This is a genomic window from Ignavibacteriales bacterium (assembly GCA_016214905.1).
Taxonomy (GTDB): Bacteria; Bacteroidota; Ignavibacteria; order UBA10030; family SZUA-254; genus PNNN01.
Genome location: JACRMQ010000007.1, coordinates 728,903 through 751,304, shown reverse-complemented (window position 1 = coordinate 751,304; position 22,402 = coordinate 728,903). Strand labels below are relative to the sequence as shown.

General features: G+C 42.0%; 18 protein-coding genes. All 18 read right to left on the bottom strand.

The window, feature by feature from the left end:
* Window positions 1–5: 5 nt before the first annotated feature.
* Window positions 6–974, bottom strand: a complete 969-nt coding sequence (locus HZB59_10375; protein ID MBI5021833.1) for an ROK family protein — start codon at window positions 972–974, stop codon at window positions 6–8.
* Window positions 971–2,308, bottom strand: a complete 1,338-nt coding sequence (locus HZB59_10370) for a replication-associated recombination protein A (GenBank protein ID MBI5021832.1) — start codon at window positions 2,306–2,308, stop codon at window positions 971–973. Before HZB59_10370 ends, HZB59_10375 begins: the two co-directional genes overlap by 4 nt.
* A 68-nt stretch (window positions 2,309–2,376) precedes the next feature.
* Complete coding sequence (locus tag HZB59_10365; protein ID MBI5021831.1) at window positions 2,377–2,718, bottom strand: septum formation initiator family protein; 342 nt, start codon at window positions 2,716–2,718, stop codon at window positions 2,377–2,379.
* Window positions 2,719–2,870: 152 nt separating this feature from the next.
* Window positions 2,871–3,869, bottom strand: a complete 999-nt coding sequence (locus tag HZB59_10360; protein ID MBI5021830.1) for an NAD(P)-dependent glycerol-3-phosphate dehydrogenase — start codon at window positions 3,867–3,869, stop codon at window positions 2,871–2,873.
* A 12-nt stretch (window positions 3,870–3,881) separates the two neighbouring features.
* Window positions 3,882–4,553, bottom strand: coding sequence for a glycerol-3-phosphate 1-O-acyltransferase PlsY (gene plsY / locus HZB59_10355; GenBank protein ID MBI5021829.1), 672 nt, complete (start codon window positions 4,551–4,553; stop codon window positions 3,882–3,884).
* A gap of 81 nt (window positions 4,554–4,634) precedes the next feature.
* Window positions 4,635–5,333: a 2-C-methyl-D-erythritol 4-phosphate cytidylyltransferase gene (ispD, locus tag HZB59_10350; protein ID MBI5021828.1), complete on the bottom strand. Its 699-nt coding sequence runs from the start codon at window positions 5,331–5,333 to the stop codon at window positions 4,635–4,637.
* 8 nt (window positions 5,334–5,341) lie between these two features.
* Complete coding sequence (queA, locus tag HZB59_10345) at window positions 5,342–6,379, bottom strand: tRNA preQ1(34) S-adenosylmethionine ribosyltransferase-isomerase QueA (protein MBI5021827.1); 1,038 nt, start codon at window positions 6,377–6,379, stop codon at window positions 5,342–5,344.
* 50 nt (window positions 6,380–6,429) lie between these two features.
* On the bottom strand, window positions 6,430–9,180 hold the full coding sequence (locus tag HZB59_10340) for a pyruvate, phosphate dikinase (GenBank protein MBI5021826.1): 2,751 nt from the start codon (window positions 9,178–9,180) through the stop codon (window positions 6,430–6,432).
* A gap of 11 nt (window positions 9,181–9,191) precedes the next feature.
* Complete coding sequence (locus tag HZB59_10335) at window positions 9,192–9,890, bottom strand: gamma-glutamyl-gamma-aminobutyrate hydrolase family protein (protein MBI5021825.1); 699 nt, start codon at window positions 9,888–9,890, stop codon at window positions 9,192–9,194.
* Window positions 9,887–10,915 carry a tetraacyldisaccharide 4'-kinase gene (gene lpxK, locus HZB59_10330; protein ID MBI5021824.1) on the bottom strand — a complete coding sequence of 343 codons (1,029 nt, stop codon included), beginning with the start codon at window positions 10,913–10,915 and terminating at the stop codon, window positions 9,887–9,889. The genes HZB59_10335 and lpxK overlap by 4 nt, the downstream gene beginning before the upstream one ends.
* A 20-nt stretch (window positions 10,916–10,935) precedes the next feature.
* Window positions 10,936–12,060, bottom strand: coding sequence for a lipid-A-disaccharide synthase (gene lpxB, locus HZB59_10325; GenBank protein ID MBI5021823.1), 1,125 nt, complete (start codon window positions 12,058–12,060; stop codon window positions 10,936–10,938).
* Window positions 12,060–12,641, bottom strand: a complete 582-nt coding sequence (locus HZB59_10320; protein ID MBI5021822.1) for an isoprenylcysteine carboxylmethyltransferase family protein — start codon at window positions 12,639–12,641, stop codon at window positions 12,060–12,062. The genes lpxB and HZB59_10320 overlap by 1 nt, the downstream gene beginning before the upstream one ends.
* Complete coding sequence (locus tag HZB59_10315) at window positions 12,641–13,381, bottom strand: MtnX-like HAD-IB family phosphatase (protein MBI5021821.1); 741 nt, start codon at window positions 13,379–13,381, stop codon at window positions 12,641–12,643. Before HZB59_10315 ends, HZB59_10320 begins: the two co-directional genes overlap by 1 nt.
* Window positions 13,382–13,428: 47 nt before the next feature.
* Complete coding sequence (smc, locus tag HZB59_10310; GenBank protein MBI5021820.1) at window positions 13,429–16,992, bottom strand: chromosome segregation protein SMC; 3,564 nt, start codon at window positions 16,990–16,992, stop codon at window positions 13,429–13,431.
* Between the two features lie 2 nt (window positions 16,993–16,994).
* Complete coding sequence (locus tag HZB59_10305) at window positions 16,995–19,565, bottom strand: YIP1 family protein (protein MBI5021819.1); 2,571 nt, start codon at window positions 19,563–19,565, stop codon at window positions 16,995–16,997.
* Window positions 19,566–19,816: 251 nt separating this feature from the next.
* Complete coding sequence (locus HZB59_10300; GenBank protein MBI5021818.1) at window positions 19,817–20,587, bottom strand: triose-phosphate isomerase; 771 nt, start codon at window positions 20,585–20,587, stop codon at window positions 19,817–19,819.
* Window positions 20,588–20,613: 26 nt separating this feature from the next.
* Window positions 20,614–21,147 carry a DinB family protein gene (locus HZB59_10295; protein MBI5021817.1) on the bottom strand — a complete coding sequence of 178 codons (534 nt, stop codon included), beginning with the start codon at window positions 21,145–21,147 and terminating at the stop codon, window positions 20,614–20,616.
* Between the two features lie 16 nt (window positions 21,148–21,163).
* A complete protein-coding gene (sucC, locus tag HZB59_10290; protein ID MBI5021816.1) occupies window positions 21,164–22,327 on the bottom strand; it encodes an ADP-forming succinate--CoA ligase subunit beta in 1,164 nt (387 codons plus the stop codon).
* Between the last annotated feature and the right edge of the window lie 75 nt (window positions 22,328–22,402).

Below are 22,402 nucleotides of genomic sequence, written 5' to 3'. Positions count from 1 at the left end.
TTTTGTTACATCACCAAACTTGCCGCGCCAACAATGCCGGCTGTGTTTTCTAATTTCGCGCGAATCACTCGGACATTTCCTTTGTGCGGTTTTAACACCCTTGCGCGAACACTCTTAATAATAGCTTCGTAAACGAACGCCGGTGCCGCCGATATCCCGCCGCCGATCACAGCAACATCGAGATCGAGCACATTCATTACCGATGCCAATGCGCACCCGAGCAGCTCGCCTGCTTCTTCCATAACATCTATGGCAATCTGATCGCCCATTTCTGCCGCCTGTGATATTATGGCAGGTTCAAGTTTGCTAAAATCTCCGCCGATTAATTTTTCGAGATGGTTAATATTGTTGCTCTTCTCGGATCCGTGTATTATTTCTTTCGTTCGTTGAGAAAGATATTTCTGCCCGATATAACTTTCTATGCAACCTCGATTGCCGCAATTACACAACCGTCCGTTATAATCGATGGAAACGTGACCTATTTCCCCCGCTCCGCCTTTTGGTCCGCGGTAAATTTTCCGGTTAATGATAATTCCACCGCCCACACCTGTTCCCCAGATAACGAATAAAAAATCTTTAAACTCAATACCGGCTCCGTATCGCGCTTCGGCTATCGCCGCACAATTCGCGTCGTTTTCTATAGCGACAGGAATCTTGAATTTTTTTCTGATCTCTTTTGCAACATCAACCTGTATCCAGTCGCTGAAGTTCGGGGGATGATTCACCGTCCCATCGATAGCAGAAATTATACCCGGCGCGCCTATTCCGATTCCGATACACTCGGATATTTTTCGTTTCCCAAGCAATTCCTGAATCACGAAAGAAATTTGTTGTATAACTGCTCGTGGTCCGTCTTTTGCCTTCGCGTCGGCAGAAATCTGATCGGGGATCGTTCCATTCAGCGCAACAATCCCTGCTTTAACGGTTGTGGCTCCCAGATCAACGCCTATCGAAAATTTTTTCGGTACACTCATCGTTGTTTTTTACTCCATAATTCGTTAAGCCGTTTTTTTATCTGCTTCTCTTCCCCTTCATCCGATGGAATGTAATATTTTTTATCTTTCAATTCATCGGGTAGATATTGTTGTTCGGTAAAATGATTCTCGAACGAATGACCGTACTTGTAATTCTTCCCGTAATTGAGATTCTTCATCAATTCAGTCGGGGCGTTTCTTAAATGAAGCGGCACATCTCCATGGACACCTTTTCTCACATCTTCAAGCGCAGACTCTATCGCCTGATACGACGCGTTGCTCTTGATAGCGCTTGCGAGATAAATCGCGGTTTGAGACAAAATTATTCTCGCTTCGGGCATTCCGATATAATCCACTGCCGTAAAACAACTTGTCGCAAGCGGCAATGCGTGCGGATCGGCATTACCGATATCTTCGGAGGCGAGCACTATCATACGCCGGGCAATAAATTTTGGATCTTCTCCGCTTTCAAGCATCCTTGCCAACCAGTATACGGCGCCATCCGGATCGCATCCGCGCATGCTCTTGATGAACGCGGAAATAATATTGTAATGCTCTTCACCCTTCTTATCGTATTTTAAATTCCGCCGCTGAAACGCCTCTTCTATATGCCGTGTTGTTAATATACGTCTGCCATCCGGCTCCGGTTTCACCAACCTGATCGAAGTTTCTAAACCGTTCAATACAATCCGCGCGTCTCCGCCGCCAAGAAGCATTAATTGCGATCTCTCATCTTTTCCTATTTCAATTTTTAATGTTTTCAACTTATCATCCGATTTAAGAGCAGAATCGATCAATGAATTGAGATCTTCTGCGCTTAACGGATTAAGAAGATAAACAAGACAGCGCGATAAAAGCGGAGATATGACTTCGAAAGAAGGATTCTCGGTTGTGGCACCGATTAAAACCAGCACTCCGTCTTCAACACTGTGCAGTAACGCGTCTTGCTGTGCTTTATTGAACCGGTGTATTTCATCGATGAACAAAATTGTTTTTTTATTCAAACGGTTTTTGTTTATTGTCGCCCGCTCAATAACTTTTCGCACATCCTGAACGCCCGAAGATACCGCATTCAATTGATGAAACTCGGCTTTGGTTTGAGCGGCAATAATTCTGGCAAGTGTTGTTTTACCGCAACCGGGCGGACCCCAGAAAATCATCGATGGTGTTTCATCCCGTTCGATCAACAACCGAAGCGGTTTATCGTCTCCAACAAGATGGCTTTGTCCAACAAATTCGTGAAGCGAAGAAGGTCTCATCCGCTCGGCAAGCGGAGCGAAAGCATTTTGAGATCCGGAGTTTTTTATCGGGGGAGTTTTTTCAAATAATTCCATCGCGGTATATGATCATATGATCGATAAACTGTGAAATCTGTTTTTTTATTGAACCGCGTTTCGCGTGTTTATTCCTGCTTCCGTTTGACTTTATAAACCGTTTCGTCCGGCTTAATCATTCCGTATTTCTCGCGTGCCACACGCTCGATCGCTTTCGGATCGTTATCGAGCGCTTTCGATTCCTTCAGTAACTTTTGCTGTTCGATCTTGATGAGATTGACTTTCTCCTGCGCGGCTTTCTTTTCCGATTCCAAGCTGATTCGTTGTAAAACTCCTTTATTACTGAACAGCATGAACGATAACAACGGCAAACCAATCAATAACCCGATAAGAACACTTTTTTTCCTGAGTGTCTTGGTGAGCCACGATTTAAACTTTGGTTTTTCTTTTCTGTAATATTGCTCTTCCATGTTAAAAATGTAAGATTTTATTCATTGGAAATCAAATCTACAAAGAAAAACCCTATGTATTTTCTAAATGTGCGACTCACGTTCAGGTATGACTCAATGTTTGACGTGAGTCGCACTTGAGATACCGGAGGTTTAATAAGTATTGATTTTAATTAATGCTCACCCTTTGCGTCGCGTGTCATCAAATCGGATGTTGCAATGATGGGGTCTTTATATTCGAAAAGGACTTCATACACTTCGTTGCAGATCGGAAGCTCCACGTTGTGTTTAATCGCGAGATCGTGAACGGAGCGCGTTGTGGGAACGCCCTCTGCTACCATTTTCATTTCTCCCAAAACGTCGCTTAATTTTCTTCCTCTCCCGATTTCTTCACCGACATGCCGGTTGCGGCTGTGTTTGCTCATGCAGGTAACAATCAAATCGCCGATGCCTGAAAGTCCGGCAAAAGTTTCTTGCCGCGCACCCATCACTTTACCGAGCCGCGCAATTTCTGCAGTCGCGCGAGTCATGATGGCAGCTTTGGTGTTATCTCCGAATCCCGCTCCGTCGGCGATACCAGCACCAACCGCGATAACATTTTTTAGCGAACCCGCTAATTCAACACCGCGTATATCGTCGCTTGAATAAACGCGGAAATACGGCGTCATAAATGCCTGCTGTACCTGCTTGGCTAAATTTAGATTTACCGATGCGGCAACAACAGCCGTTGGAATTTGCCTGCTGACTTCCTCTGCAAAGCTTGGACCGGAAAGAGTGGCAATATTTTCCAGCTTCAAAGAAGGAAGGACGTCTGTTAAAATTTCGGAGACGGTGAGAAGAGTTTGGTTCTCGATACCCTTGGCAACATTTACGAAAACAGTGTTTGTGAATTGCCGGGATGCGAGAGGTTTAATTGCGGAACGTAAAAACTGTGTGGGCACTGCCGTTACGATAATTTCGCAATCGTGAATAGCGGCAAAAAGATCGTCCGTAATCTTTATATCGGTTGGGATATTGAAACCGGGGAGGAAATCTTTATTCTCCCGCATCTCGTTCATCCTGCGGGAGTGGCTCGGATCGTACGTCCAGAGAGTTACATGATGCGCATTATAATGAAGCAAGATTGCGAGTGTTGTTCCCCAACTTCCCGCTCCGAGGACAGAGATGCGCATAACCTGTTTAAATTATTTTTTATGGAATAAATGAATTCGCGCCAGACGATTTTCAGTTCCGTCTCTGAGTCTTTTGATATTTTCACGGTGCGTATAGACGATCAGCATGGCGATTCCGATACTGAAGAAGATTAGCGTGTTATATCCTTCAAGATAAGCGTTAAAAATATTATGCCTGAAGAACATAGTTACAGGAAAAGACAACGCGCTCAAGATCGAACCGAGGGAAACGTAACGGAACAATGCAAATACGATTGTAAAAATAGCCATCGCAACGAGAAATTCTATCGTAGCTAAGCCCAGTAGAACACCGCCTGCAGTCGCTATTCCTTTTCCACCTTTGAAACTACCGAAGAGAGTCCATATATGTCCGAGTATCGCCGCGCATCCGGCAATAATTCTAATAACAGTAATATCATCGAACGGTGTGATGTTTGTGAAAGGTACAGGTCCGAACATCAACTTGGTGACGAGCATGGTTGCAACGTATCCTTTGAAGATATCGAATGCGATCACGCCGGCTCCAATTTTCCAACCGAGCACGCGGATTACATTTGTACCGCCGGCATTTCCGCTTCCATACTTGCGGATATCTATCCCTTTCGCAAGCTTTGTAACGATAATGGCAGTTGGAATTGAGCCGACTATATAGCTCAGAATTACGACAATCGCTAAAGAATCCATATTATTTCAATGTTTTAATGTAATTTACTATTAATAAGATAGTATAAAATTGTAAAAGATTCAATACCCCATGTGCTCTATTTATCTCTTTTTATAAATAATCTCGGATAGGGATAAATCATCCGGTGTGGTTATTTTGATATTGTCGTATGTTCCTTCGACAATCTTAACATGTTTACCCAGACGTTCTACAAGAGCGGCATCATCCGTCCCATAGAAACCATCATCAATCGCTTTTTTGAACGCTTCTATTATCAAAGAGTAATGGAACGCCTGCGGTGTTTGTGCCAGCCATAAATTATCTCTATCGGGTGTTTGATTTATAAATCCATTTTGGGCAGACATCTTCACCGTGTCTTTCGGTTTGACTGCTACAATGGCAGCTTTAAAAACGAGCGCCGCTTCAATCGATTCACGTATTAGCCGATTATTGATAAACGGACGAACTGCATCGTGTATCAAAACAATATCAGGATTATATTCTTGTAAAGCGAGCAATCCGTTCCACACAGAATCTTGCCGTTCTTTGCCCCCCTGAACAACTTGCATCACTTTTGAAAAATTATATCCAGTCACCAACGAACGCAATTCCGATTCGTAATCATGGTGAGCAGCCAGAACAATAAAGTCAACTTCTGTTGATTGTTGGAAATTTCCGATTGTATGAGCTACAATCGGTTTTCCGCCAAGTATGAGAAATTGTTTGCTCAGGCTGCCGCCCATTCTTATGCCTTGTCCGGCAGCAGCGATTACAACGCCGATTTTCTTTCCTTCAAACATAATACAGCTTAGAGAATCAACATCCCGTCGCCATAACTGAAGAAACGCCATTTTTCTTTAATGGCTTTCTTATAACCTTTCATCACTAAATCTCTTCCGCCGAAAGCCGACGCAAGCATCAGTAAAGTAGATTCCGGCATATGAAAATTGGTAATCAACTTATCTACGATTTTAAAATCGTAAGGCGGAAAGATAAATTTATCTGTCCACCCCCGGAATGCCTTCAGGTGTCCGGTTGTCATTACGCTCGATTCAACTGCCCGCGCAACGCTTGTACCGACAACGAACACGGTACCGCGGCTATCTATAGTTTTATTCACGATATCGACCGTCGGTTGAGTTATCTCATAAAACTCAGAATCCATTTTATGCTTCGAGAGATCTTCCACTTCAACAGGCCTGAACGAACCCAATCCCAGATGAAGTGTAACAGGCGCGATCTTCACACCTTTCTTCTCGAGTGCTGCGATTAAACGTTTTGTGAAATGCAAACCTGCAGTTGGCGCCGCAACCGAACCGATATTTTTCGCGTAAACCGTTTGGTACGATTCTTTATCGTCTTCAACTGCATCGCGTTTGATATAGTACGGCAACGGAGTCACACCGATGCGTTCAATTACTTTGTACAAATCGTTCTTGTAATTAAACCTGACCGTTCTGCCGCGTGATGTGGTATTATCGATTACCTCGCACCAGATTTTTCCGTCATCGAAATATATTTTATTCCCGATCCGGACTTTTCGCGCAGGATCGACGATGACATCCCATATAGCGTCTTCATGATTTAATTCACGAAGAAGAAACACTTCGATCTTGGCATTTGTTTTTTCCTTTTTACCGAAAAGCCGTGCCGGGAATACCTTCGTCTGATTCACTATCAAACAATCGCCCTTCTTGAAGTAATCCACTATATCACTGAACTTCCGTTCAATTATAGAATCATCTTCACGGTTTAAAACCATAAGGCGTGATGAATCACGCGGTTTGGCCGGGTGTTTCGCGATGAGATTACGTGGTAACGGATATTTAAAATCAGAGAGTTTCATAACTCGTCCCTCTGTATTGATGATTGATGTTGTTGATTAATTTCATTGTTCTATTTCCTCTTTCCTGATTTATCGAATTTCAAAACCGATTGAGCCGCGGCAAGTCGGGCAATAGGAACACGGAACGGAGAACAACTTACGTAATCCATTCCAACCCGATGGCAGAATTCCACTGATCGTGGATCGCCGCCATGTTCGCCGCAAATCCCGATTTCAAGATTTTTATTTGCGCCGCGCCCGCGCTCTATGCTAATTTTTATCAACTCTCCGATTCCTTCCTGATCTATACTCTGGAATGGATCTTCGGGTAGAATTCCCTTCTTCAGATAATCCGGCAAGAAACCGCCGAAATCATCGCGTGAAAAACCGAATCCCATTTGCGTAAGATCGTTTGTTCCGAATGAGAAAAATTCCGCTACCTGCGCTATCTTATTCGATACAAGCGCGGCTCTCGGTATTTCGATCATCGTTCCGAACATATGTTTGATCTTTTTGAGATTGTATTTTGCCAAAACATCTTCATAAACTTTTTTGGCGATCTCGAATTGATGAATCAATTCTTTCACATCACCGAGAACAGGAATCATTATTTCAGGATACGGCTTCTTTCCTTCTTTCAGCAATTCAGCGGTACCCTCAAAGATCGCCCTTATCTGCATCTCACTGACTTCGGGATAGGTAATACCAAGCCGGACACCGCGATGACCCATCATCGGATTTGTTTCATGAAGATTTTCAGCACGTTTCGATAATTCTTGCATAGAAATATTTAAATCGTTCGCTAACTGGCGAAGTTTTTCTTCATCGCGGGGAACAAATTCGTGTAGCGGCGGATCAAGAAGACGGACAACTACCGGATACGGATCCATCGCTTCTAATGTTCCTTTAATATCTTTTTTCACGTAAGGGAATAATTCGTCCAACGCTTTACGCCGTTCTTCTTCTGTTTTCGACATGATCATCTTGCGAAGACGGAATAACGGTTCTTCCGATCCTTTACCGTAGAACATATGCTCTGTACGGAACAGACCTATACCCTGCGCTCCGAACTGTCTGCCTTTTCTCGCATCTTCAGGTGTATCGGCATTCGTTCTTATTCCAAGACGCCGTATTGAATCGCACATCTTGAGAAAATCGTTGAATACTTTATTTTCTTCCGAAGCATCAATCATTGAAAGCTGACCTTCATATACATTTCCTTTTGTGCCGTTCAGCGTAATCCAATCGCCTTCTTTATAACTTTTCCCGTCGGCAATCATTTCTTTTTTCATCGAATCGATATGAAGGCTACCACATCCAACAATACAACATTTTCCCCATCCACGTGCGACAAGCGCCGCGTGTGAAGTCATGCCACCGCGCGCCGTTAAAATTGCCTGAGCGGCACGCATGCCTTCGACATCTTCGGGATTTGTTTCTTCGCGAACGAGTATCACTTTCTTACCAAGCTTAGCCCACGCAACTGCATCTTGAGCGAGGAATACAATTTGTCCGGTTGCACCACCGGGTCCGGCGGGTAAACCTTTGGCTAGAATTTTTTGACCCGCTTCAACTTTCGGATCGATAATCGGATGAAGCAATTCATCCAACTGCGCGGGAGTAACACGCAAAACTGCCGTCTCCTTGGTGATCAATTTCTCCTTCAGCATGTCCATGGCTATTTGAACCGCGGCCGGACCGTTTCTTTTCCCAACACGGCATTGAAGCATGAAGAGTCGATCTTTTTCAATCGTGAATTCGAGATCTTGCATATCTTTGTAATGCTTTTCCAGTCTCTTTTGATACTGGAATAACTCTTTGTATAATTTCGGCATTGCTTTTTCAAGCGATACAAGATTTTTGTTGTGTTCCGATTTTGAAGATTCATTTATCGGAGCCGGAGTTCGAATTCCGGAAACAACATCTTCACCCTGCGCGTTGATTAAATATTCACCGTAAAATTGCGGCGCGCCGTTTCCGGGATTTCGTGTGAAGGCAACACCCGTTGCGGAATCCTCGCCCATATTTCCAAAGACCATCGATTGAACATTTACCGCCGTACCCCACTCATCCGGTATTCCTTCGATCCGGCGATAACTGATAGCACGCTTTCCGTTCCATGAAGAGAATACAGCACCTATTCCACCCCAAAGCTGTTCGTAAGGATCGTCGGGGAACGGTTTTCCTAAAACTTCTTTGACGCGTGTTTTAAAATCGGCACATAACGAAATCAGATCTTCAACTTCCATATCGGTATCGGTTTTATATCCTTTTTCCGATTTCATCTTCGACATTATTTTTTCCAACTGCTTGCGGATTCCGCTTTCATCATCCTTCGGTTCTATGCCCGCGGCTTTCTCCATCACTACATCAGAATACATCATGATCAGCCGGCGATACGCGTCGTAAACAAATCTCGCATTCCCGCCTGTCTTTTTAATCAATCCGGGAATCGTTTTTTCGGTTAATCCGACATTCAGAACGGTCTCCATCATGCCGGGCATCGATTTGCGCGCTCCCGATCTGACCGAAACAAGAAGAGGGTTTTCCACATCGCCGAATTTTTTCGACATCAATTTTTCCACACGCTTCAAACTTTTTTCAACGTCTTCTTTCAAACCTTTCGGGTATTGTTTTTTATTCTTATAATAATGTCCGCAAACTTCCGTTGTAATTGTAAATCCGGGTGGAACGGGAAGTTTCAAATTTTTATGCCCTGCCATCTCTGCAAGATTGGCTCCCTTTCCGCCGAGTAGTTCTTTCATACTTTCATTTCCGTCGGCTTTTCCGCCGCCAAAAAAATAAACATATTTATTTGCCATTTTTGTAACCTTTACTTTTTAGATGTTGAATAATAAAATGCTTCTGTTAAAAATTCTTTTAATATATTTTTTGAAAAAATTGATTCTCCATTCATCCGCTCAGGATGCCATTGAAGAAGATGAAAAAAATGTGATCTATTTTTATGTTCCATGGCTTCAATGATTCCGTCATCAGCCATGGCGGTGATATCAAAATCGGTTGCCGGTCTATTAACTGCCTGATGATGAACCGAGTTTATTTCACCACTTTCAGTACCGAGGATCTCCTTAAGCTTCGACTCATCAATAATTTTAACCGGATGATATTTTTCAATTTTTGTATCGCTACGATGCAATTGATATCCGGCTTCTTCAATATCGATCAATAACGTTCCTCCAAAATGAACATTTACCAACTGCATACCACGGCATATCGCTAGTATAGGAATATCTTTTTTCATCGCGCAATCGAGAAGATTTCGTTCGAATGCATCTCTTCGTTCATCAATACCTTTTACAGTAGGATGGTTGTCTACGCCACCGTAAAGAGCAGGATTAACATCACCGCCTCCTGTTATCAGTAACCCATCCGATTTTTCTATCTCCTCCAGATTATCAAGCAAATACGAAAGTTTAATCCACCGCGATTCGGTATTAGCAGAATCTATCCAATCTGCATACAATCTGAATTTATCTTCCGATGTTATCGTGTCCGTGATTGCTATTTTCATAAAAAAAGTTTGTCAATTTTCTCTTTCAAAGCAAAATGAAGCAATGTTTCCCCTGCTATAAAAGAGACTTCCACTTCAATAAAGTAACAAGATTGGAGCGGGAATTGTTCACCCTGATTACGTAAACGCATTGCATCTTTTTCAGTCGTAATAATATATTTTGCTTTTCTAATATCGAAATACCTTTTGATATTCTGAATTTCGTCGATTGTGTAATAGTGATGATCGGGATAAACCATGAACTCAACAACATTCACTTTCAACTCTGCCAGCGTTTGACGAAACGCGGCAGGGGCTCCGATTCCACAAAAAACAATACAAGAGGCTCCAACCAAATCGTTAACTGATATTGTTTGATTTGTAGATAAGGATCTAATTGTTTTTATATTATATTTTATACCAACTGATGACGCAGATGAATACGGCTTGAGACTATTTAACACATTTTGCGAAGTTGCCGAAACATTTGAGAACACCAATAAATCCGCACGTCTTAAACCACCGAGTGATTCACGTCTGTTACCTGCCGGTATCATTTTTGTTTTCCGGAGATTAATTTTCCCGTCAATCATCACTATATCGATATTTCTCCCGAGCGAACGATGTTGAAACGCATCATCTAAAATGATTATGCTCGGTTGAAATCTTTTTATTGCATACTCAACAGCGCGAACACGTTTTTCATCCACAATCACGATGACACCGATGAATTTTTCTGAAATCTGCTGCGGTTCATCACCGTTTGAATGAGCGTCGCCAAATATTTTATTCCCGTCCGAAACAACACGCATCCCGATCGTTGATCGCTTGTACCCGCGGCTTATTACACATACCTTGACACCAAATTCCAGATAATAACGGACGAGGTATTCAACAAACGGTGTTTTCCCTGTTCCGCCCGCAGTGATATTACCCACAGAGATGATTGGTATGCTAAAATATCGAGTCCGAAATATTTTAAAATCGAACAATATGTTGCGTAAACTCATTATCCATCCATACACCCAGGATAATGGTAAAAGCATAATCTTATTCGAATGATCTGTCATACTTGTTTCATCGATAATATTCTATTTGCAACCCGAGCCGATGCCCCTTTAGTGCCTAGCCGTTCCTTAATTACCGACATCTTCTCCGACATTTTTTTTCGTTCGTCAGGATTCGTTAATAATTTAGATGCGTGAAATGCAAGATTTTCCGGATTAACTTTCGATTGCAATATTTCGGGAACAATTTGTTCTCCCGCCACTATGTTTGCCAGACTTATATTTTTGATCTGAACAAATATCCTGCCTATTAAGTATGTGAGCCAGGAAGTTTTATATACAACTATCATCGGTGTTTGATAAAATGCCGTTTCGAGCGTCGCGGTACCCGAAGTAACGATAGCAAGATCCGAATTTTTCATCAAATCGTATGTAGCGTGTTGAATCAGGTGAACTTCGTTTTCATCCCGAACAAACGATTTAACATATTCATAATCGAGTATGGAAGAAACTCCAACTGCAATCTGTATACCGTGCATTCTGTTTAAAATCCGCGCTGCGCCAAGCATTGCCGGGAAGATGCGTTCTAATTCCTGCCTGCGACTGCCTGGGAACAATCCGAGTATAGGTTTTTCCGGATCAAAGTTATTTCTCTTGCAAAACTCCGAATGCCCCTGCGGTTCGGTAAATGCTTCGAGCAGCGGATGCCCGACGAACTCCGCGTCGATACCTTCCCGTTGATAAATTTCTGGTTCGAATGGAAATACAACCAGCATCTTATCAATTATCGATTTCATTTTTTTAACTCTGCCCGGATGCCAAGCCCACACTTGAGGGCTGATATAATAAACTATTTTCATCCCCGCTTCACGCGCGATTTTAGCGAAGCGGAGATTGAAGCCGGGATAATCGATCAACACAACTACATCCGGTTTTTTTAATTTCAGCAAGACGCGCATCGTATGTTCAACCGATCGTAAAAGAGGAAGATGTTGAAGAACTTCCAAGAATCCCATCACCGAAATTTCTTTTAAATGATAAACGAGTTCCATTCCGGCCGCTCGCATTTTATCTCCGCCGATACCGAAGATTACACTGTCGGGTTCTCGTTTCATAATCTCTTTCACAACTCCGGCTCCATGCAAATCACCCGATGCCTCACCGGCTATCATCATTACCCGCACTATTGTTGCCCCCTGACAATCCAGATAATCACGATTAAAATGATTACCAATATCGTTGCTTGAAGAGTTCTTCGCTCCGATCTCAATCCTTTTCCCCAATCGATTTTAGGTTGAGGATCTTTTGCTCCTTCATATTTTTTACATACCGGAATAAAACGTGGAACGGATTCAAAATACCGAACATACTCATCAAGAAATTTCTTGGTTAACTGTTCCTCTTCTAAGCTGACGATAAGCGTATACTGCAAAAAGAAATAAAGAAATCCTGCTAAAGCTAGAGCCGGTAAATTTGCCATCACCCCGAAACCTGTATACATCAGCAGGTTACCGAGATAGAGCGGATTTCGAACATAGCTGAATGGACCGCTCGTTATTAATGATGAAGCCCCAACAGGTCCGGTTGTTCTTGTTTCACTCCCGGCGAAGGAGACACCCCATAAACGAAAAAACTCGCCAACCAGAACAAAGCAAAATCCGGCAACAAAACTGATGATTGTCGGCTGAGCCAACAAAAGCAACACTAATAAAAAAGGAATAGGTGTGTAGCTTCTGTATTTAAAAAGAGTTTGTCGTATATCCATTATCCACCTAAATAAACATCGCGGGTTGCAAGTTGCGCCTGACGGCGCTTGTGTAACCCATAATTTTTCTTCGATTGCTTTTTTGACACCAACATCTGGAGGCGTGCTTTAACATCTGAAAATGTGCGGTATTCGAAGTATGAAATATTTTCTTGCTGACAGTATGTTAAAAGTTCGTCCTTAGCAAAAACAATATCGGCATAACGAACAGGGCACCGGTCCGAGAAACCTTCTCCGATATAGACTATAATATCGTCATCCGCCGTTTGTGCAAGCATATGATTTCTTTTACAGCATGCACAACGATCGCAATTTTCATCAAGAAAAGGAAATGAAGGTTCGAGTAAAATCCCTCTTTCATAACCAAGAGAAATGACCTCCAGATGATTGGTAAAAAAAGGAATATCAGCGATTCCGTTATTCTCTAAAATTCTTTTAATATAATAATCCATTCCGTCACTCAGAATAAAATGCGGAATCTCCTGCTCTTTACAATACCGGTGAAAATCTATGAACGTGGAATCGATACTTTGACTATCAAGAAAAAGATCCAGATCGGTTTTTGATATTCCGTTACAAGACCGGCATTCAAGATTGAAGCATTCCTCGGCAGTTAAATCTCCAGCCCGATATTTCCGGATATACTCTCTGCAAATATCTCCACCGAATGAAATGAACATAGCATCACCCACATCCCGGGTTGTTATAGTTCCGTCAAAATCGATAAAGATTTTTATCATCGAGGTGCAATAATAATAAATTTGTGTGAGATGGTTCCGCTCTTCAATCAATTTGTGACAGTGGCAGAACGAACGCGCGCTTCTTCGTTGAACCTTACCGTAACTATTTTCGACACGCCCTCCTCTTCCATCGTAACGCCGTAAAGGGCTTGCGCCGATTCCATTGTTCTCTTGTTATGTGTTACTACAATAAATTGTGTGTTGCCGGAAAATTTTTTCAAAATCCGCGTGTACCGATCGATGTTTGAATCGTCTAACGGCGCGTCAACTTCGTCTAAAATGCAGAACGGACTCGGCTTGACCAGATATATTGCAAAGAGAAGTGCAATTGCAGTCAACGTTTTTTCTCCGCCGGATAGTAAATCTATCGAAGTCGGTCTTTTACCACGCGGTTTTGCGATTATTTCGATACTCGCTTCAAGCGGATCTACACCCTCTTCTAACTTCAGATCGCACTCATCACCCTCCATGAACAATTCCTTGAATGTTGCAATAAAGTTAGTACGAATAGCACCGAATGTTTCAAGAAATTTTCTCTGCGCGGTATTGTTTATTTCCTCGATGGTGCTGAGGAGTGTTTTCTCGGCTTCCAACAGATCGTCGCGTTGCTGAGTGAGAAAATTGAGGCGCTCACTCTCGCTGTTAAACTCATCAAAAGCAGCAAAATTGATGGCGCCAAGAATTTTGATGCGATCTTTCAATATTTTCACCTCTTCACGGAGGTGAGCAAAATTAACCCATTCGTCATCGGGATAACTTTTTATCTCAAGCTCCAATTCGAATTCTTCCTGAGCACGCAATTTTACATGTTCAATACTTGAGCGTATTTCCGCCAGCTTCATTTCAAGATCGTGGGCGGCAGCCACAGAATCATCGTGCAACCTCCGCTCGTCTTTTATTTTTAATTCGATTTTATGAATATCTGTCCGCAATGCCACGTATTTTTGTTCAATATCATTTTTCTGATCAAGAAGAAGACTGTACTCATTTTGCAAAATAGCTATTTGTTTATCGATCTCATTGCTTTCATTTTCCAAGCGGGATATTTCAGTTTGCGCGTGTTTAATTTCAGAATCGCGACGTTCCAGAGTCAATTCGATATCTTTTCGTCGTTCTTCGGCTCTTTCAATGTCGCGGGAGAGATTTTTTATCTCGCCCTGTAATGTTACCACTTTGATTTCGAGCTCGTTAACATGCTTGGCTTTAGCTGTCCATGCCGATTCTGTTTGTTCAAGCAATCGTTCGGCACTTTCAAGTTCTGTATCATTTTGAGATTTACGGTCTTCGAGCAGCGTGAGTTCATCACCTAATTTCTGGTATTGATCTTCCATCGTGATGATTTCATCCTGCACGGTGTTAATTTCAAGACGATTTCGTTCAAGACCGTCGTTGGCGCGCTTCTTCTCGAATTCCAACTGCGCAATCCGCATCTCGATTGAAGTCATCTCTTTTTCTACCGACTTTACAACCTTACGGTCATCATCCAGATTTATGAGATTTAATTCCTGCAGCTTTTGATTGTGCTGATCTTCAATCTCTTTAAGTTCGGACTGAAGAATCGAGATTTCTCTCTCAAGATCAGAGATTTGGGATTTCTTGTTGATGAATCCGCCTTCACCCGGTTTCTTACTGCCACCGCGCAGAAAACCGGAACTGGATTGCAAAGAACCTTCGAGCGTAATAAATCTTTTACCGGTTACCCGATTTAATAATTCCGATTGATTCGATTCTTCCGTTAATATGATAACATCATCCAGTAAAAATTCAATCAAAGGTTTATATTTAGATTCGCATTTTACAACTTCAACAGCACTGACGCATGAATTCGGCAGCGCTATCCTTCCGCGCTTCCTCTTGATAGGCAACGAATCCAAACTGATGAAACTCGCCTTGCCTTTACTTAAGCGTCTTAATTCATTAATTGCGGAATAACCATCCTGAATGGTATCTACCACAACTGCCTGAGCAAAATCTCCGAGCGCCGCCTCAATTGGCTCCCGGTATTTTTCATCGACTTGAATCAAATCTCCGACAGTTGCAAAATTTTTCTTCTTCCAAACCTCATCCGTTAAAAGAAATCGTGTTCCCTCTGATGATCCTTCATAACCTTCGAGCATGCGGAGGAGAAATTCAATCTTCGATTTTTTTCTTTCAATTTCATATGAAATATCGTTCCCATTCTTTCTGATCAGGTCGATATCGCGGCGGTGCTGCTCTTTCGTTTGCTGATGTGTGAACAGATGCACCTCTGCCTCTGCAAATTGTTTCCGTAAATCGCGATCCTTGGCTGATAATTCTTTTATCTGTTCTTCAACCCGCAGGATATCTGAATCGTATAATGCACTTTCTTCGGCAGCTCTATCTATTCTCCCCTTTAAATTATCGATGCGCGTTTTGATACGCTCCATCTCACCACGCTTCTCAACATTTTCATGAGCTGCTTTTAAAATTTTATCTTTCAGTGAAGTTACTTTCGATTGCACCTCATCATATTCTCTTGTGATCTCGGCGTATAGTTGCTTTTCATGATCGAAAATATTTTCCACTTCGGAATGGTGACGGCTTTGCTCTGTTTTTCGCTGTTGATACGCGGAATGTTCTATTGAAAGTGTTTCCTGCTGCTGAATCAGATCGACTTTTTCGTTTTGATATCTTTCGATATTCACTTCAAGCGAGCTGCGCCGTTCTTTTGCAACGAGAGCACGTTCCTCGATTCGGTGAATTTCATCAAACTTCGATGCAGATGATTTTTGTGCCGATGCAAGTTCTTTTTCACACTCGTTCAATTCTTGCTGCATCAATTCAACACGATTTTCTTCCGCACGCAAAGCTGTATCTATTTCGGTTTTATCGGCTGTGGCGATTTTGAATTTCGATTCAAGCGGATTAAGCTTGCCGTGCAGATGAGAATACTCCCGCTCCAGCAAATCGACTTCAAGCGCTTTTAATCTTCCCGTAACTTCGTTGAACTGCTCGGCTTTTTTTGCCTGACGCTCAAGCGAGTTCACCGTTTTTTGAACTTCTTTTACGATGTCATTGACACGAGCGAGATCTTGCTGCACGTCATCCAGACGGCGCAGAGCTGCCTTACGGCGCACTTTATATTTCGTTACACCGGCGGCTTCTTCGAACAATTTTCGTCGTTCGTCTGTTTTATCGGAGAGAATTGTTTCAACCATTTTCAGTTCGATGACAGAATACGCATCACTTCCCATTCCGGTATCCATGAAAAGGTCTACGATATCTTTCAAACGGCACGGAACTTTGTTCAACAGATATTCGCTCTCACCCGATCTGAAAACGCGTCGTGTGATTGTAACCTCGGAATAATCGGTAGGAAGAATCCCCTTTGTATTCTCGATTGTCAGAGATACTTCCGCAAGACCCAGCGGTTTCCTTGTTTTAGTTCCGTTAAAAATTACATCTTCCATTTTATCGCTTCGCAGCGTGCTGTACTTTTGTTCGCCAAGCGCCCAGCGGATAGCATCAACAATGTTCGTTTTCCCGCAACCGTTAGGTCCGACTATCGCCGTCACTCCGGTATCAAAATTAACATTGATTCTTTGTGCGAACGATTTGAACCCGATAACTTCAATCTTCGATAAATACATTATTACTTCGTCGCCTCCAAAAAATATTTTAGATATAGCGAAGTCGATTGCGTGTAATCAAGATAACCGTAAAAAATAACACCGATTAAAATCAATATCATTATTCCGACAGCGTATACTCTTCCCGGATAGATATCGTAAATAATTGAAATTCCTTTCAACAATCTAACGAAAACCCATAATGTTATAACTCCGAGAATGATGAAGACGGGGAGAATATAAAATTCAGTTTCCATAAGTCGAAAAAGAATCATCCCTATCGGAATTAAAATGATATAAGGAAGAGAAGACCAGATCGATACCGAAAAAGCATGATAGAACATTACGCGTGTTTTTACAATCATCGAAAACAATTTAATTACCAGAGCAATAAGTAATAATTTTACCAGAATGATGCCCGAAAACAATAATATAAATTTTGCAGGATTCCATACTAATCGTATAAGCCATTCTTTTATGAAATCGGGAAGAAACTGACTCATTATATTATCAAATAATAAATTTGAACGATAATGAGTGATAATACTTGATGAAACTGTTGCCAATGTAATGGCAATGACAACAGCTAAAATAATTGAATGGAAATTACTGATGATACGTTGATCGCGCACGTCGGCAAAAAAATTGTATGTTCTGAAGAGAGATCTATTAACGCTGTCGCGAAACCGACGATTCGCATTATACATAAAAGCGAAAAGAATCAGCATCAAAAAGCCGGAGATGACATAAATGATCGGTGTGTTCGAAGAATAATTGCCAACGGGTAGCGCCTGAACTTTCTCGTCGTTGAAAAGCGCGCGTATAACATCGAACGCAGTTCGCTTCTCGCGGCTTAAATCAACCAGTCCCATCGAGACAACAAACGGATCGGTGGCTCGCGTTACTAATGATGGGCGGTCGGTACGCCAATCGTTATAAGACCAAAAAATAGACCCGGCAATCTTTACATCTTTCATCATGTTGAAGAATAACATTGCGTAGCGCGCATGTGCTTCCATGGAATAAGGATCGCTGTAGCCGTTATGGTTGCCGTGTTCAACATCGATGCCGTACCTAGCAACAATAATTGGTTTTTCGGGATATCGCGCGACGCATGAAATTAAAGACTGTTTAAAAGATTTCGGATCTTCTCCAAAATTGTTGAGGGCGATCAGATCAACATATTCAAAGCATGGATTTTGCAGAGATTTAGATGCAAAATAAACGCTGCGCTTATCGAGTGATTTGATAACGTTTCTCAGTCCGTTCACAAATTCACAAACTGAATTATTTGCCGCCTCGAACTCATTACCGATACCCCATCCGAGTATCGATACATGCCGACGGTCGCGCGATACCATTTCTTTCGCATAATTCGTGGCTATCTCCTGGAAGTAATCTTTCGATAGTATTTCTGCGGGAACATTATCAACGGGAATTTCCTCCAACACGAATATTCCGTATCTATCACACAGGTTAAGAATATAAGGATGCGGAGGATATAAAAACCTGACAAGATTTGTTCCGAGCGTCTTCATCGAAGCTACATCGCGTTCCAGCATGTCGTATGATATCGACGCTCCGAATGATTCGTGATCTTCGCGCCACAAAATACCTTTAAACGGTACCATCTTATCGTTGATGCTTAACTTGCCATCTTTCCATTTTATTTCTCTGAATCCGTGATCGAAAATAAATTCATCAATGACGGAAATTTCTTTTCCGATTACACTAACAAGCTGACATTTAACAGTGTAGAGATCGGGGGTTTCGGGCGACCATAACTTCGGGGATGTCACTTGAACTTCGGCGGAAGAAAAAATTGTTTTGTTTATCTTCGGCATAATCTGCAACAATCCGCTCCGCCCAACCAATTCAGTCGTAAGCTTATCAAAAACTTCGACCTGACAAGCAAGCATGTTCCCTGTTTCCGATTTCAACCCCGACCATCGATCCGCTATATCAATTTTCAGGTTCAATTTTGCGGTTTTAAAATCGGGAGAAAGTGCTGAGGTTATGGATGCATCTTCGATGAAAAGTTTTGGAACAGCGAGTATATATATATCGCGGAATATACCGCCATAAGTTTTCCATCCGCCAACATGTTGCTTCAATGGGAGAGTTGTGCGCGGAGTAAGCTCGCTGTTAACGGAAATGTTTATCGAGTTATTGGCTCCTACCTGAAGAGTATTATTCGGGATTGGAAATATAAAAGAATTCGCGCCGCCAATGTGTCTTCCAATAAAATTCCCGTTGATAGTAACTTCGCTCTGATAATTTATGCCATATGCTACCAGAAGGAAGGTATACTTATCCAGATACTCCGACTTAATGTCAAAGGATCGTTGAAAAATCATCTTACCGGAATAATCATAACAACTGGGGACTTCAATTTTGCTCCAGGTTTTTTTATCGATGCTATACTCCCACGTTCCTGCTAAGTCGATTTTAAATCTGGAAGGGGTATCAGGGAATAATGCAGCGTCTGCACCCGTAGTTGTGGGTTTACCGTTGATATAAAAAGGGATGTTGGAATATGCCGGTGTGATTTGGGAATATCCGACAAGTGGAAGAACAACAAAAAGGAGCTCCAATATGAAAACGCTCCAACCATTCGTATGTGCTTTAGATATTTTAGTTATGGGTTTCTCGCCCGTCTGTGAATGAACAAGTTACATTCTAAAGGAATCTACCTTCAGAAAGTACGAAAAAGATAAAAAAACGCCGTTCTTTAATGAAAATTCATTGAAATATAATAAAAAATGAAGGCGAAAGCAATCAAATTCATTAATAAAGATGGAATTTAAAGAATATTTATCGGATTAGGATTGAACCAAGCAATATGCTATAGGGAAGATTCAACACCAGCCTGAATGATCGCCATAAACGCATCGGCTTTTAAGCTTGCTCCCCCAATTAATCCGCCATCTATGTCGGATTGCGCTAAAAGTGCAGACGCGTTTTGTGCATTCATACTTCCACCATATTGGATAATGAGTTTCTCCGCTACAGTCCATGAATAGATTTGTCCGATCTGTTTTCGGATTAGTTTATGAACCTGATTAGCCTGTTCAGGTGTTGCGTTTTTACCTGTGCCGATTGCCCACACAGGTTCATAAGCAATTATTATTTTCTCCACTTCGGATGACGCCAACTCTTTTAACACACCTTGAACTTGAGTTGTAATAATTTTATCGGTTATACCGGTTTCTCGTTCTTCGAGCGTCTCTCCTATGCAGACAATGGGAGTTAGCCCGGCACCAAGCGCTTTTTTGATTTTGGCATTCACGATCTCATCGGTTTCCTTAAAATATTGTCTTCTTTCAGAATGACCGAGTATAACATATTGACAACCGATAACGGTCAGCATTTTCGCCGATGTCTCACCCGTGTAAGCCCCATCATCATATTGCGACATGTTTTGAGCACCAAGCTTGATCGGAGAATCTTTGATCAATGATTTCGCCACGACCAAAGATGTGTAAGGCGGACAGATTACAACATCAACTTCATTCTTGTAATCTTTCATCCGTTCCCGTAATTCTGCAATCAAGGATGCGGTTTCATGGATGTCTTTGTTCATCTTCCAATTGCCGGCAATTATTTTTTTTCGCATTATTTCCTCTTCGCGCTCAACTGTTTTTATTTTGAAGTCAATAATTGCTTGATGTTTTCAATCTGTTTCAAGTGATTCATATCGTGACCGGCATAAAGCAAAAGCATTTTCTCGATTGTTTCTTTACCGCGTTCCGAATGCATCCCGAAACGTTTCCATTCTTTCGAAGAGAGAGATTTCAATAGTTCTACGTTTTCTTTTCGAATAGCAGTAAACAATGCAAGTTTTTTCATGCAATCCGCTTTTTCATAATGAAGATTCTTCGACCATTTATTTTGGTTGTAGAAATCTATTTTTGATCCCGGTTCGGAAATAACTTTTCTGAAGCGATAACTCAGAACTATTTCACCGTCAGTCAGATGAGCTACAATCTGCGCTATCGACCATTTGCCTTTCTTAATAGATTTTTGCAATTGACTTTTTGTTAAGCCGCGAATAGTTTTTGATATCTCTTTCGGGGTCGCCTCGAATACCTGCAGCGGTGTTTTATCGACCACATAAAGTGTCAATTGTTTGGCGTATGGATTATTCTTAAGCGATGCTTTATTAATCTTTTTCATTTTTAATTTTTCCTTTTTAATTTTGAATTGCTTGTGTAACTTTTCGTGCCGCATCCTCGAAACTCGTAGCCACGGCAAAGTTCAATCCTGAATTTGCAAGTATTTCTCTTGCTTCTTCGGCGTTCGTTCCGTCAAGACGAACAACAACAGGTAAAGTAATATTCACCTGCTTCGCCGCCTCAATGACACCATTTGCCACGCGGTCACAGCGTACAATTCCACCGAATATGTTTATTAGAACTGCTTTGACATTTTTATCCGAAAGAATAATTTTAAAACCGTTCGAAACTGTTTCAACATTGGCGCCACCTCCGACATCCAGGAAATTTGCCGGTTCACCGCCTGCGAGCTTGATAATATCCATAGTTGCCATGGCAAGCCCGGCACCGTTAACCATGCATCCCACATTACCGTCAAGCTTGATGTAATTAAGATTATATTTCGATGCTTCGATTTCTAACGGTTCCTCTTCGTCAAGGTCGCGCATCGCGAGAATATCGGGATGGCGAAAAAGTGCGTTATCATCAAAGTTCATTTTCGCATCTAACGCTAACACGTTTCCATCGGTAGTAATGACTAACGGATTTATTTCCGCTAACGACGCATCTGTTTCTTCATAAGCACGATAAAGTGACATCAGGAATTTAACTGCATTTTTTAGCGCGTCACCCGATAATCCCAATCCGAATGACAGCTTACGCGCTTGAAAATCTTTGAAACCGATAGAAGGATTGATCGTCTCCTTCAATATTTTTTCGGGCATTTCCGCTGCAACTTTTTCAATTTCAACTCCACCTTCCGTCGATGCCATAACTACATTTTGAGATTTCGCGCGATCGAGAGTGATTCCAACATACAACTCTTTCGCAATCGAAATTCCTTGCTCGATGAGAAGTCGTTTTACAATTTTCCCTTCCGGTCCTGTCTGATGAGTAATCAATCTCATACCAAGAATTTGTGAAGCAAGTTGTTGTACCTCATCCAAACTTTTTGCAATTTTCACACCACCGCCTTTGCCACGGCCGCCAGCATGGATTTGCGCTTTTACTACCCACACATTTCCGCCGATACTTTGAGCGACTTTCACCGCCTCCTCCACAGAGAAAGCAACTCCACCTTGTGGAACAACCACACCAAATTTCTTTAAAATTTCTTTTCCTTGATATTCGTGTATTTTCATTTTTTCTCCGTTATACTATATTGGATTCAAGTCGTATGATTCACGATTCAAGTTGCGTAACTTTGAATCGTGAAT